This is a genomic window from Stenotrophomonas sp. PA-6-5C, assembly GCF_021605635.1.
Classification (GTDB): Bacteria; Pseudomonadota; Gammaproteobacteria; order Xanthomonadales; family Xanthomonadaceae; genus Stenotrophomonas; species Stenotrophomonas lactitubi.
On the sequence record NZ_WKEE01000002.1, the window covers coordinates 48070 to 63574 of the forward strand.

2 protein-coding genes are annotated in these 15505 nt (G+C 68.7%); both read left to right on the forward strand.

Annotated elements, in window-relative coordinates:
* Positions 1 to 226 precede the first annotated feature (226 nt).
* Complete coding sequence (locus tag GIW57_RS01000) at positions 227 to 13849, forward strand: filamentous haemagglutinin family protein (protein WP_236508906.1); 13623 nt, start codon at positions 227 to 229, stop codon at positions 13847 to 13849.
* Positions 13850 to 13899: 50 nt separating this feature from the next.
* Positions 13900 to 15492, forward strand: coding sequence for a ShlB/FhaC/HecB family hemolysin secretion/activation protein (locus GIW57_RS01005; RefSeq protein WP_236508907.1), 1593 nt, complete (start codon positions 13900 to 13902; stop codon positions 15490 to 15492).
* The last annotated feature ends 13 nt before the right edge of the window (positions 15493 to 15505 follow it).

Here is a 15505-nt window from a genome sequence, read left to right on the forward strand (position 1 = left end):
GACGTTGCGATGACATCCGCAGCGTTTATCGACGGCACGTCATCTGCAGATGAAATTTTTGTTGCAGCGGTTCAGTCGCTGCCACCTCGCCCGGTCTTATCCACCGTAACAAGCGCAACGCACGTCGCGGTCACGCTGCGTCCCGATGGCAGGGACGCAGCAGTGCTGCACGGCGGCAACAGGCGCTTGCCCTTATCAGCGAACGATCTTGCGACGGGTGACGGTGATGGTGAAGCAGCAGAACGACTCGGGTGTGCGTGCGATGGCAACGTCGTTGCAGGTACAGCCGCTGGCGCAGGCCATCACCCTGTTGCTGATGGCCGGCGGCATGGTGGGCGGCGCTGCCGCGCAGCAGGCGTTCAGCCCGGCCTGGTTTGCCAACAAGGGTGTGCAGCAACAGAACGCGGCGCAGAGCGGGCGCCTGCCCAACGGCATGCCGTCCAATCTGGTGCGCACCGACGCGCAGGCACAGAAGGCGCGCGAGACGCTGCAGACCTCGCTGGACAATCTAGGCACCGCCGCGCAGGCGATCGCCATGCAGCAGCGCCTGCAGCAGAGCGCGCGCGATGCGGCACGGCTGCGCGGCAGCGTGGTGCGCGATGGCCTTGGCGACGGTGGCCTGAAGATCGATGACGATGCGCTGACCAAGGGCTGGTTCAACGCCAGTGGGCCGGTGCAGAGCAGCAAGGACGGCACCACCACGGTCAGCATCGCGCAGACCGCCGACAAGGCCATCCTCAACTGGGAAACCTTCAACGTCGGCCGCAACACCGTGGTCGATTTCGACCAGCAGGCCGGCTGGTCGCTGCTCAACCGCATCAACGATCCATCAGCACGCCCGTCGCAGATCCTCGGCCGCATCCAGGGCCAAGGCACGGTGATGCTGGTCAACCGCAACGGTGTGGTGTTCGACGGCAGCAGCCAGGTCAACGTCAAGAACCTGGCTGCGTCGGCGGTCAACATCAGTGACGCGCAGTTCCGCAAAGGTCTGTACAGCGACGCGCAGGGCAGCGGCTTCGTGCCTACGTTCGGCAATGACCTGACCACCACCGCCAACAGCTTCGCGCATGCTGCGGCAACCGGCGACGTGGTGGTCGAGCGCGGTGCGCAGATCACCACGCACAACCCGTCTACGGTGACCGAAGGCGGTGGCTACGTGCTGCTGCTTGGGCGCCAGGTCAGCAACCATGGCCAGATCACCACTGCCAACGGGCAGACGACGCTGGCCGCGGGCGATGCGTTCGTGATCCGCAAGGGCATGGGCACCGACCAGAACCAGGCCTCGACCACGCGTGGCAACGAAGTGACCGTGCTGCACGCGCCGCTCGCCGCCGGCAAGGTGGCCGATGCGGCTGCTGGCGTGGTCACCAACACTGGCCTGGTGCAGGCCAGCACCGGCGATATCACCCTGGCCGGCCACGACGTGCGCCAGCAGGGCACGTTGTTGGCAACCACCTCGGTGCACACGCGTGGCACCGTGCATCTGCAGACCGCGGCCAGCGATGCCACCGGCCAGGTGACCCTGGGCGAGGGCAGCACCACGGCGATCATCCTCGATGACAGCGCCACCACTGCACTGGATGTGCAGCGCGAAACGCTGGTACGCGACTCGGACAAGATCGGCGATGGCATCGCCCATCGGCGCGACCAGTCGCTGGTGCAGATCAGAAGCGGTGGCAAGGTCGACTTCGACGCCGGCAGTCTGACCCTGGCCACCGGCGGTCAGGTGTTCGTCGATGCGGCGGGCAGCAGCACGGTGGGCGCGGGCGCGCGTATCGACGTGGCCGGCTACGTGGGCGTCAAGATCGCCATGGAAGCCAACAACGTCCAGATCAACGTGCAAGGCAACGAGCAGCGCGACGCGCCGCTCAACCGCGATGAAAAGAACCTCAACAGCAAGAACATCTGGCTGGACCGCCGCGACCTGGTGCTGGTGCCAGCCGGCACCAATGGCTACGAGACCGACCGCTGGTACACCGCTGGTGGCCTGCTTGAAGTGGGCGGCTATCTGGGGGTCACCGGGCATGGCATCGGCGAGTGGTCGGCGCAGGGCGGCACGGTGCAGTTCAGCGGTGGCAACCTCGCCACCGTGCGCGGCTCCAGCATCAACCTGTCCGGTGGTGCGCTGGACGTGCAGACCGGCTATGTCAACCAGACCCATCTCAAGGGCGCCGACGGGCAGCTGTACAACGCCTCCACCGCCCCCGGCGATCTTCTCTACAGTGGCCTGTACCGTGGCTTTGAAAGTACCCACGCGCGCTGGGGCAGCACCGACTACTACTACAACCCGCTGATCGCGCCGCAACGCAGGCTGGAGAACGGCTACACCGTGGGTCGCGATGCGGGGCGCCTGATCGTGGCCACGCACGATGCGCAGCTGGAGGGCACGGTGGACACCACCACCTTCCAGGGCGACCGCCAGCAACGCGCCCGCGACGCTGTGCTGGATGGCTACCAGCAGGCGCAGACCGCCGTTGCCCGGCAGGGCCAGCTGGTGGTGGGCAGCTACCTGCCCTATTACAACAAGGACACCGGCCAGCAGCGCTACAGCCCGGCCCCGGTGGTGGAGCAGGTCGTGATCGACAACGGTGCCGCTGGTGGCAATGCCGGCACCCTCGGGCTGGACGCAGCCTGGCTCAACGCCCAGGCCTTTGGCGGTATCGAGGTGTACGCACACAGCGGCATCCGCGTGGACCAGGCGCTGAACGTGGCCCACGGCGGCAGCATCGCCCTGCATGCCAGCGACGTTGGCATCAACGCCAACTTGAGCGCGCGCGGCGGCAGCATCGCCCTGGGCGACATGGTGGTGCAGCGCCCGGCTTCGAGCACCGCGTGGCTGGACCTGCCGATCAGCATCCGTCCCGGCACTGACGCTGTGCACCAGGTCATCGTCGGCGATGGCGTCACCCTGGATGCGCGCGGCATGTGGACCAACCAGTGGCAGGACCCGGCGTCCATCGCCGGGCTGCCGTACGTCGATGGCGGCAACGTGTCCGTGCGCAGCACCGGCAACGTGCAGTTGGGCAGGGACAGCCTGATCGATGTGTCCTCCGGCGCGGCCGTGGATGCCGAGGGCGAGGTGCGCGGCGGCAAGGGCGGCAGCGTCACCCTGGCGGCCGGGCAGAACATGGGCAGCGGCGTGCTCTCGCTGGATGGCCGCCTGCGCGCGCATGGCGTGAAAGGCGGCGGCGCGCTCAACATCGAGAACGGCACGCTGATCAGCATCGGCGGCGACCTGCCCGACGCGGTCGAACACCTGGCCGCTGGCCAGGCCAGCACCCTGCCGGTGCGTCTGGCCGCCGATGTCGTGCTGCAGCCGGGCGATGTGATTCCGTTGAGCTTCTCGGTCACCGTCACCCATGTGGCCGGTGGCAAGCCGATGCCGGTGACCGTACGCCCGGAGGTGAGCAGCTCCAAGCCGGTCACCACCCAGGCGCCGTGGCTGTTGCCGGCCACCGTCCAGCTTGCCAACAACGGCGCGGTGATCTCGGCCGGGCAGGTGCTGCCGGCCGGCAGCACGCTGTGGACCATCACCGATCTGCCGGCCGGCTACGTGCTGCCGGCCGCCGTCTTCCCCAATGGCCTGCCGATTCCAGCGCAGACCTCGCGTTACACCGCCGGCAGCATCGCCACCGGCGCGATCACCGTGCCGGGTGGCACGCGGATTCCGGTGGGTACCATCTGGCAGCGCGAGGTGCCGGTGCAGTCGTTCCTTGCGCTGGATGGCAACCTGTTCCAATCAGGCTTCAACAACTACAACGTGGCCAGCCGCGATGGCATCACCGTTGTCGATGGCGCGCGCCTGGACGTGGCGATGCCGCTGCTGCAGGTGGACATGGCGGCCGCGCGCGCATTGGCCAGCGGTGAAGACCCCGAGGGCGCGCTGTCGCTGTGGCTGCCGCCCTTGCAGCAGGAGCAGCCGGCCACCGGCAAGGTCACCCTGCGCAAGGGCGCGGGGCTGGCGTTGACCGCCGGCACGGCGCAGAACGCAGCCGACCTGATCCTGGGCAAGGGCAGCCACATTGCCGTGGACCCGAGCCAATCGATCACCCTGACCGGCAATGCCCAGATCACCCTGGGCGGCACCTTGCAGGCGCACGGTGGCCGCATCAGCGTGCTTGGTGGCGACCTGGGCGAGGGCAACCTGCTCAACCGTCCGAACGGTATGCCCAACGCGCGCTCGATCTGGATCGGCGAACAGGCCGTGCTGGACGTGTCCGGTGCGGCGTACACCGGCGTGGCTGCCAACGGTGGCCGCCACGGTCAGGTGCTGGACGGCGGCACGCTGGAGATTGGCGCACGCCATGATCTGGAGTCGCGCGATATCCAGGCCATCGATGCCTTCGTGGTGGTCCGCGAGGGCGCCCGCCTGGAGGCCTCCGGCGCGCAGGCGGTGCTGGACCTGCCGGGCGTGGGCACCACCACGGTGGCCAGCAACGGCGGCGTGATCGCGCTGAGCGCCAGCAACGGCCTGTTCGTGGACGGGCAGCTGCGCGCGGCCGCCGGCGGCGCTGGCGCCCGCGGCGGCACCCTGGCGCTGAACCTGGAAACCCCGGTGTATGCGCAGGTGGACCGCTGGACCAGCAAGGGCGCCGAAGTGGATGACGGCGTACGCATCCCGCGCGAGCTGGTGATTGAACAGACCTACGGCGGCAGCGGGCTGGGCGCGGACGTGGTGGCCGGCCAGGCCGACCCGACTCTGGCCTACGGCCACGCCCGCTACGGTGTGGATGCGATCCGGGCCGGTGGCTTCGATACCGCCTCGCTGTACGTCAACGGCCTGCTCGACTTCGACGGCGACGTCAGTCTGAACATGCGCCAGGCGTTGTACCTCACCGCCAGCGCGCTGGGCCTGTCCAGCACTGCCGCACGCGACAGCCACGTGCAGCTCAACGCGCCGTACCTGCGTTTGTCGGGCGCGGCGCGGGGCCAGCTAGACAACACGCTGATGCCCAATCCGGTTACCGGTTCGCGCAACCTCAGCCCTGCCGCGGGTTCGCTGGGTGTGGCGCCGCTGGCCGAGTCGGCCGCCATCACCCTGGCCGGCAACCTGGTCGACGTGGTGGGCATGGTCGGCTTCGGTGCCAATGGCGAGATCGTGCAGAACGCGGTCAATCCGCTGGTGGTCACCCGCGATGCGTTCGGCAGCGTGCGCATCGAAAGCCAGGGCGACCTGCGCCTGCGCGGTGCCGATCTGTACTCGCCCGGCGACACCACGCTGGCCGCCGCGCAGATCTACGGCAGCGGCAACGTCACCGTTGGTCTGCGCAGCATGGTGAACCAGTGGGGTGCGTTGACTACCGACTTCGATCCCGACCGCGTACTGGACATCCAACGCGTCGGCACCGCCTTGCCGGCGCAGCCCTACAGCGTGTTCGGCAACATGACGTTCGCTGCATCCACCCTCAACCAGGGCGGTGTTCTGCGTGCGCCGCTGGGCAACATCACCCTGGGCCGCGCCGATGGCAGCGGCTATACCAGCGTGGTCAACCTGCTACCGGGCAGCGTCACCTCGGTCAGTGCCAACGGCCTGGTGATGCCCTATGGCGGCACCGTGGACGGGTTGTCCTACAACTACAACGGCGCGGCCGTGGACTACCGCGGCGTCGGCAGCGAACCGAAGGTGGAGTTCAGGGCGCACGCGGTGAACGCGCAGGACGGCGCGGTGCTGGACCTGTCCGGTGGCGGCGAACTGACCGGTGCGGCGTTCCTGTCCGGCCGCGGCGGCTCCACCGATGCGCGCCTGCATCCGTTGGTGCAGATGGGGCCGAACGGATTCACCCTGCCAGGCCTGTCCACCAACATGGTCTACGCCATCGTGCCCGGCGTGCAGGCCGGGCAGGCCCCTGTGGGCGGCGAACGCGGCGCCGGTGACCCGACCATCGGCCGCCAGATCACTGTGGGCGCCGGCGTGCCCGGGCTGCCGGCCGGCACCTATACGCTGTTGCCGTCCACCTACGCGTTGCTGCCCGGCGCCTTCCGCGTGGAACTCAATGGCCTGGCCGGCAGCGGTACCGCATTTGGAACCACCCAGGCGCTGCGCAACGGTTCCTGGAGCACCTCGGGACGACTGGGCATCGCCAACACCGGCAGCCTGGATGTCCTGCCGACCCAGATGGTGGTCACCGCGGCCGACACACTGCGCAGCTACTCGCAGTACAACGAAACCAGCTACGCCACCTTCGCCCTGCAGCAGGCCGCGCGCGAAGGCGCACCGCGCCCGCTACTGGAACGTGACGCCAAGGCAGTCACCTTCAACGTTACCCAGCCCAGCCTGGCCGGTGCGGTGGATCTGCCGGCGCTGCAGTTCCACGCGAACGTGCTGGAGGCTGCGGCCACCGGCGGCACGGGCTCGGTGGCGCGGCTCAACAATTCGTCCAACTACGAAATCCTTGCCGATGGCATGCACGCCACCGAAGGCTTCAACGGCGTGTCGGTGCACGCCAGTGAATTGAACCGGGTCGGTGCGGCGCGCCTGGAGATCGGGGGCCAGCTGCGCAGCACCTATGCCAACCCCGGCACCGGCTCGCTGCAGTCGGCCAACGTGATCACCGTGGACGGTGGCTCGATCAGCAACAGCATCGTGATGCGCGCCGGTGCCCAGCTGCAGGCCGCCGAGGTGTTCCTGATGACCGGCCGCCAGGCCGGTGGCATCACCCTGGAACAGGGCGCTGGTATCAACACGCTGGGGCAGGGCGCCGCAGCGTACGACGCAACCCAGGGCTACATCTATTCGCCGGGGCGCAATGCGCTGCTGGCGGTGTCCAATGGCCAGATCAATCTGCTGGCCCCCGAAGCACCCGACACCCAGGGCAACGGCGCGGGCAGCATCGAGATTGGCGCCTGCGCGGCTGATACCGCCTGCAGCGGCCAGACCCGCCTGTACTCGGAAGGCACCATTGCCACCGCGACGGACAACCGCTTCGTACTGGGTGATGCGGTGCGCTATGGCACCCGCAACCTGGCCCTGGCCGTGGGCGGCATCAACGTCGGCAGCGCACAGGCCATTGCCGAGGCCACCGCGCGCGGCACCCTGCCTGCCGGCATGACCCTCAACCAGGACGTGCTGGACCGCCTTCTGTTGGGCGATACCAGCGTGGGCGCACCGGCGCTGGAAGCGCTGTCGCTGACCGCGCGCGAGTCGGTCAATTTCTACGGCGATGTCTCGCTGTCCACCTACAACCCGATCACCGGTACATCCGCACTGCAGCAGCTGGTGCTGGGCACTCCGGCCATCTACGGCCATGGCGATGCCGGCGATGTCGCCCGCATCCGTACCGATACGCTGATCTGGAGCGGTGCGCTGACCCCGCCGGGCAGCATCGTGGCCGAGGGCCCCGGTACCGGCCATGGACAACTGGTGGTGGACGCGCGTGACATCGTCTTCGGCTACGGCCCGCGCACCCAGCCGGACACCGTGCGTGCGCAGGACCGCCTCGCGCTGGGTTTTGCCAGCGTGCGTCTCAATGCCAGCAGGCAGGTCAGCGCCAACCAGAAGGGCAGCCTGGCGGTGTTCGAGACGCAGGGCGCCTGGAATGTTGCCGACAAGGCGTATGCACGCACCGGCGGCGACCTGTTCATCAGTACCCCGCTGCTGACCGGCGCGGCCGGCTCGGTCAACACGATCAGCGCCGGCGGCAACCTGCAGGTGACCGGCAGCGGCGCGGCGGCCACGCCGGACAACGCCACGCTGGCTGCGGCGCTGGGCGCTGAGATCGCGCTCGACAGCCGCGGCGGCAACCTGCTGCTGGATACCGCCGTGCTGCTGCCCAGCGGCAAGCTGAGCCTGTCTGCGCAGGGCGATGTGCGCCTCGCCGACGGCGCGCAGCTGGACCTGGCCGGTCGCCGCATCGACTTCTTCGACACCGCCAAGTACAGCTGGGGCGGCGATGTGCGCATCGATAGCGACAGCGGCAATGTGGTGCAGGCCACCGGCGCGCAGATCAACCTGGCCGCACAGAACAACCGTGGCGGTACGTTGGGCGTGAGCGCTGCACAGGGCGCCATCGACCTGGCGGGGCGTCTGCTCGGCAGCAGCAGCGGCCACTACGATGCCGGCGGTACCGAGGTGCCCTACAGCGCCGGCCGCATCGACCTGCACGGCCAGACCATCGCCGATTTCAGCGGGCTCAACATGCGACTCAGCCGCGACGGCATCACCGGCGGTCGCCGCTTCCGGATCGGCCAGGGCGATCTGGCGATCGGTGACGAGGTAGTGGCACGCGAGGTCGACATCGCGCTGGACAACGGCCAGCTCAGCGTCAACGGCACCATCGACGCCAGCGGTGAGCAGGTGGGCAGCATCCGCCTCTCTGCCCGTAACGGGGTTCGCCTGGGCAGCACTGCGGTGCTCGACGCCAGCGCCACCACCCTGCGCCGCGACAGCTACGGCGTGGCCATCGAAGCCCCCAACCGCGCCACCATCGAAATCGACGCGGGCAGCGGTACGCTGGCCATCGCAGGCGGCGCCCACCTGGATCTGCGCGTGGACGGCAGCAGCCGGGACTACGGCACCGTTGCATTGAATGCACCGCGCGTGGGAAGCAACGATGTGGCCATCGACGCCAGTGGTGCGATCCGCATCGACGGCGCCAAGGCCATCCAGCTCAATGCGTTCATCACCGACAACAGCGCGGCGGTGGGCACTGAAACCAGCACCAGCGGCGAAAGTCACCAGGTCATCGACCAGGCCTATCTGGATCGCCTGCACGCGCAGAGCACGGCCTTCATCGATGCCGCGCTGGGCAACCGTGCGCTGATCGACGGCCGCTTGGCCGGCCTGCGCACGTATGGCGATGCGTTCCACCTGCGCCCCGGCGTGGAAGTGGTCGCCAATCTTGCCCTCAACCCTGACGGCAACCTGCACGTGGATGGTGACCTGGACCTGTCCGCGCACCGCTACGCCAGCCTCAATCCCACCACGCAGCGCAGCAGCGTGCGCGGCTCCGGTGAAGCCGGTGCGCTGGTGCTGCGCGCACAGGGCGACCTGGATGTGTTCGGCAGCATCAGCGACGGCTTCGATGGCGGACGCCTGGGCAGTACCTTCGATGATGGCGGCTGGTACCTCACCGCTGGCCGCCAGTTGTTCGGCAGCGATGTGGTGGTCCCGCACGGCGGCCTGGTGACGCTGGCCAGTGGCACCGTGTTCAATTCCGGCAAGGTGCTGAACTACGACCTGCCGATTGCCGCGATGCCGATGGCGGCCGGCACCCTGCTGCCGGCCGAGGCCAGCCTGGCGCTGCCGCTGCCGCTGGCCAAGGGCACCGTGCTGGGGGCGGCCGTGCACGACGCCTCTGGTGCGCTGCTGTACGCCGCGGGCAGCGTGCTGGCCGATGCGGTCATCCTGCCACAGGGCGCGCGCCTGTCGGCCGGCCTGCGCCTGCCGGTGGAAGCCCGCATCGCCGCAATGACCTGGCCGGCTGGCGTGGCCCTGCCGGCCTCGCCGCTCGGCAATCTGGTCACGCTGGCGGCCGACGTGGGCCTGGCCAAGGGTGCGCTCATCCCCAGTGACACCGAGGTGGTGCTGCCCGGTGGTGCCACCACCGTGAACCTGCGGCCCACCGATGCCGACGGCAACCAGGGCCGCATCTGGGCGCTGGCACCGATGCTGGCCGCCGGCTCGCAGTCGTGGGACATCAGCCTGGTGGCCGGCGCTGATCTGCAGGCCGCCGACCGCCTCAGCGTGGCCCCGGCCGCCACCGGCAGCCTGCGCCTGTCCGATCCGCACTACGGCCAGGGCGGGGCGGTGGTCGAGATCCCCGGCACCGGTTCGCCGGCCACGTATGTCTGGGGCGATTCCGACCTCTTCGCGGAAATGATCAACGCATTCTTCGGTGAGTACATCCTCAGTTTCGTGCCGACCTCCGGGTCTGCCTTCACCGACGACCAGCTCACTGAACTGATGGGTTCTGGCCTGATCTACAGCGGCCCGGAAAACCTCAACGAGCTCGGCTACGAAGGCCTGGCGGCGGTGGGTTCGCCGGCGGTTCCGCCGGACACCGAGTACAAGACCCTGCCGGGCCGTGAGCAGTTGCCCAGCGTGGTGCGCACCGGTACCGGTGACCTGCGCCTGGTGTCGGCCGGCGATATCGCCACCACCTCGCTGTATGGCGTGTACACCGCCGGTACGCCTTCGGCGACGCTGCCGGCCGCGGGCAACGATCCGTACAACCTGCCGCGCTCGGTGATGACGCCCAGCCGCACCAACCCGATCGGCAACAGCGTGCTGGGCGACCAGGGCGGCGTGTTCGAATCGCTGGTCGATGGCGGCAGCAAGAGCCTGTACCAGGCCTGGTACCCCGAAGCGGGCGGCAACCTGCTGCTGCGCGCCGGCGGCAACATGCTGGGTGACAGCATCGGGCGCTCCGACAATCTGCAACGCAGCGAAACACTCGGCATCGCCACCCCGGGCCTGAGCACCAGCGCAGCGGTGGGCAACTGGTTGTGGCGGCAGGGCACTGGCAGCGTGCAGCGCGGTGCCGAGGGCCTGCCCACCGCGTGGTGGATCAACTTCGGCACCTACGTGGCCGCGCCCGATGCCGACAACTACTACAACAACTTCGTGGGCATGCCGCAGCTGGTGGGCTTCACCGGCTTCGGCACGCTTGGCGGCGGCAACCTGCTGCTCGATACCCGCGGCAATGCCGGCATGTTGCAGGGACGTGGCGACCACGGCGCGGCGTTCATCGCGCGCAGCGCCGGGCTCAACCTGGCCGTGGCCAGTACCGGCCGCGTCACCGCCGACGGCACGCTGGTGCAGACCGGCGGTGGCGATCTGGATATCCGCATCGGTGGCGGCCTCAACCCCGATCCGTCACTGCGCTCGTTCACCGGCAGCAACACGCCGCCGGTAGCCAACCTGATCACCGTCAACGACCGGCAGCGGTTGGAGCTCAATGGCAGCTTCACCAATCTGCGCGGCGCGCTGCGCCTGGAAGCGGGTGCGGTCGGCGGGGTGGAACTGCGCTATGGAAGCCGCCAGGACAGCAAGGAATCGCGTCCGTACGACGTGTATACGGCCACGGCGGCTACCGCAGCCGGTGGCCCGGTGCTGGTACTCGGCGATGCCGGTGCCCGCCTGGAGGCGCGTGGCGACCTGGTGCTGGGCACCGTCACCGACCCCGGCCGCGTAGCCCAGTACAACAACGGCACGCCCTTCAACGTGGGCGGCACGGCCTACCAGGACGGTGGCTGGAGCTGGTTCTCGCTGTGGACCCCATCCACCGCGGTGGACCTGATGGCGGCCGGCGGCAACCTCACCCCGTCGCTGGCCATGCAGGACCGCAGCGCGCGTACCGATGCGCAGGCCACCGACGGCAACCACGTGTACCCCTCGGTGCTGCGCGCGGCCGCCGCCGCCGGCAGCATCTACTACGGCAGTGCCCGCGTGGCCAGCGGCCAAGGCACCAACAACGAGAACTTCGTGGCCGGCGTGGTACTTGCGCCGTCGCCGGTGGGCCCGCAGTTCGCCACTCACGGCACCGGCCAGCTGGAGCTGCTGGCTACCGGTTCGATCTACGCCAACGGCACCGGCTTCAATACCTCCGGTGCCGATCCCACCGCGCTGCCGTCGCCGTGGAATCCCGGTTTCGTGGGCATGGGCCAGACCACCTGGTACGGCCGCCAGTTCCTGCACAACGTCAATCCCGGCGCGCTCGCGCCCAGCGTGCTGCTGGACGGCGTCAATGCCAGTGGCGGCTCACAGTTGTACCCGCTGTTCGTCTTCACCCCGCCCACCGCCTCCGGCTACGTGCACGTGGGCCAGCAGCCGTCGCGCTACTACGCCGTGCACGGTGACCTGGTCGGCCTGCGCAGCGGCAGCGTGGTCGATACGCGCTACAACGAGCTCGTCAACGGCAGCGTCACCACGACCACCACCACCTGGTACGACGGTGGCGGCGCGGTGGCGATCCGCGCTGGTCGCGATATCGTCAACTCGGGTACGCCGCTGGGCGCCTATGACAACCTGAGCCCCGTGTTCGGCAATACCAACGGTTCGATCGGCTGGATGGGCACCCCCAACCGCAACGATCTCTCGGCCGAACCGCGGCCCACCGCAATCGGCGATGCCACCGCACGCGGCAACCTGATCGTGCATACCAGTGCCGATGATGTGTCGGTGGTGCAGGCCGGCCGCGATATCCGCTTCAGCACCTTCTACATCGCCGGCCCCGGCCTGCTCGATGTCAGCGCCGGGCGCGATCTGTACATGGCCGACAAGGGCGAGCTGCGCAGCCTGGGAGCCGTGGCCAACGTTGCCCCGGGCGATCGCAGCAGCGGTGCCAGCATCGCCGCCTCGGCCGGCATGGGCGCGCATGGCGCGGACTGGACGGGCTTTGCTGCGCGATACCTGGACGCGGCCAACCTGGCCGATGCGGCACTGTCGCTGGCCGATCAGGCCGGCAAGGTGGCGCGCGTCTACGGCGGGGCGGTCACGCTGGCGCAATGGCTGCAGGCCGAATTCGGCTACGGCGGCGATGAGGTGGGTGCTGCCGCGTTCCTGGCCCAGCAGCAACAAACGTTGGACCAAGCCCGCACTGCCGCTGCGACCAGCGGCGGCAGCGCGCCCAACCGCGACCTGGCACGCGAGTTCAAGCAGGAAAGCCAGCTGCACCTGGTCAACTGGCTCACCACGCGTTATGCGGGCGCAAACGGTCGCGGACTGCACTTCGATGCGGCCAGCATGGACGCGCAGGCATTCTTCGCCGCGCTGCCGGCCGAACAGCAGAGCGCCTTCCTGCGCAATGTGTACTACGCCGAACTGAAGGCGGCTGGCCGCGAGTACACCGCCGTGGATGGCCCGCGCGAAGGCAGCTACCTGCGCGGCCGCCAAGCCATCGCCACGCTGTTGCCGGCCAGGCACGCGGCCGGTACGGACATCGCCTACCAAGGCGATCTCACCATGTTCAGCAGCGCGCTGTACTACGAACCGGGCAGTGGCACGGCGGCCACGCGTCGTCCGCTGCCGGGCCGCACCTACCTGACCGAAGCGGAGTGGATCGCCGCCGGTCGCAGCGCGTCCAATGCGGCGTACTACGTGGTCAACGACGCCGGCATCCACACCGATTTCGGCGGCGACATCAGCCTGCTGGTACCGGGTGGGCGCACCCTGGTCGGCGTGGACGGCGGCTTCCTGCCAGGAGCCGGCTCGGGCGTGCTCACCCAGGGCGAAGGCGATATCAACATCTATTCGCGTGGCAGCCTGCTGCTGGGTCAGAGCCGCATCTTCACCACCTTTGGCGGCAACATCCTGGCCTGGTCGGCCGAAGGTGACATCAATGCCGGCCGCGGCAGCAAGACCACCGTGGTGTACACCCCGCAGCGGCGCGTCTACGACAGCATCGGCAACGTCATGCTGTCGCCCAATACCCCCAACACCGGCGCTGGCATCGCCACCCTCAATCCGATCGCCGAGATACCGCCGGGCGACATCGACCTGATCGCACCGCTGGGCACCATCGATGCGGGCGAGGCCGGCATCCGCGTGTCGGGCAACGTCAATCTGGCGGCACTGCAGGTACTCAACGCCGACAACATCCAGGTGCAGGGCAAGGCCGCCGGCATCCCGGTGGTGGCGGCGGTGAATGTCAGCGCCCTGACCTCGGCCAGTACCGCGGCCAACAGTGCCGTGCAGGCCGCGCAGGACATGGTCAAGCGGCAGGGCAATCAGAGCCAGCCCTCGACCATCAGCGTGCAGGTGCTCGGCTTCGGCGACGCCACCAGCAGTGTCAGCCCCGCCCGCGATGACGGCCGCTACGACCCGGACAGCGTGGTGCAGGTGGTCGGCATGGGCGAGCTGACGGCCGAACAGCGCGCACGCATGGCGACCCCGGCAGCGAAGCGGCAATGACGATACCGCCACTGCCAACGCCCTCCTTCTTCCGTATCGAGACGCAACTGATGTCCCTCACTTCCAAGGCATGGGCCTGGGTGCCCCTGCCGATGTGCCTGATGTGCGTGGTACCGCTGGCGGCCGCGCAGGATGGGCCGGCTGCGGCCGCACCTGCGGCGCGCGTCAACATCAACGAATACCTGGTGCGCGGCAACAGCGTGCTGGACGCGCGCGAGATAGAGCGCGCGGTCACGCCGTACCTCGGCCCCGATCGCACGCTGCAGGACGTGGAGGCGGCGCGCCTGGCGCTGCAGGCGGCCTACCAGGGCAAGGGCTACCAGTCGGTGTATGTCGAGCTGCCCGAACAGCAGGTCAGCGGCGGCGTGGTGATCCTGCAGGTGGGCGAGACGCGCATCGGCCAGGTCACCGTGGTGGGCGCCCAGCACAACGATCCCGATCGTCTGCGCGAGCGCGTGCCGGCACTGCAGGCCGGCGCGGTGCCGGACTTCACCCAGGCGCAGGCGCAGCTGGGCGCGCTCAACCGCAACGGCAAGCGCCAGGTGATTCCATTGGTGAAGCCGGGTGCCGACGGCCGCATGGATGTCGAACTCAAGGTGGACGATGCGTCGCCGTGGCGTTACAGCGCCACCGTCAACAACGATCACAGCGTCGATACCGAGCCGCTGCGCAGCACGCTCAGCATCGGCAACGACAACCTCTGGCAGCGTGACCACAGCGCGTCGCTCACCTTCTTCGCCGCGCCGCAGGATCTGGACCAGGCCAACGTGCTCTCGGCGTCCTATGGCCTGCCGCTTGGCAGCCCGGACTGGATGCTGGAATTCTCCGGCTACCGTTCCGACAGCAACGTGGTGTCCAGCGGACAGACCAACGTGACCGGCAAGGGCCATGCGCTGGGCCTGAAGCTCAACCACACCCTGCCGATGACCGGCGCCTGGTGGCACCAGCTCTCGGCCGGCATCGACTTCAAGGACCTGGACGAGTCGGTGGCGATGGTCGGCCAGGCATCGGACTTCGCGCCGCTCAAGTACGCACCGTTCACCGTCGGCTACAGTGGTTTCCGCCAGGGCGAGAAGCATCAGCTCAGTGTCAGCCTGCAGGCGGTGTTCGGCACCCGCACTCTGCTTGGCTACGGCAGTTCCGGTGATGAATTCGACTGGAAGCGTGCCTACGCCGATCCGAGTTTCTTCGCCGTCAAGTTCGATATCAGCGACACCTACACGCTGGACAGCGGCGCGCAGTGGTTCGCCCGCGTGTCGGCACAGATGACCGACCAGCCGCTGGTCTCGGGCGAGCAGTTCGCCGCCGGTGGCATGTACACCACGCGCGGCTACCGCTCGGCCGAAGGCATCGGCGATTACGGCGCACTGGCCACGCTGGAGTGGCGCACCCGTCCCTTCAGCCTGTGGGGTCTGCAGGACTGGCGCTTCTACACGTTCCTTGATGGTGCGTGGCTGGGTCTGCGCCGGCCATTGCCCGAGCAGACCGACAGCAACTGGATGTCGGCCATCGGCATCGGCAGCAGCCTGCGCATCAGCGACCACTTCAACCTGCGCCTGGATTACGGCCACACGCTCAGCGATGGGCCGACCACCACCAAGGGCGCCAACCGCCTGCACCTGAGCCTTGGCGCCAGCTACTGAGCCCGGCCTTTCC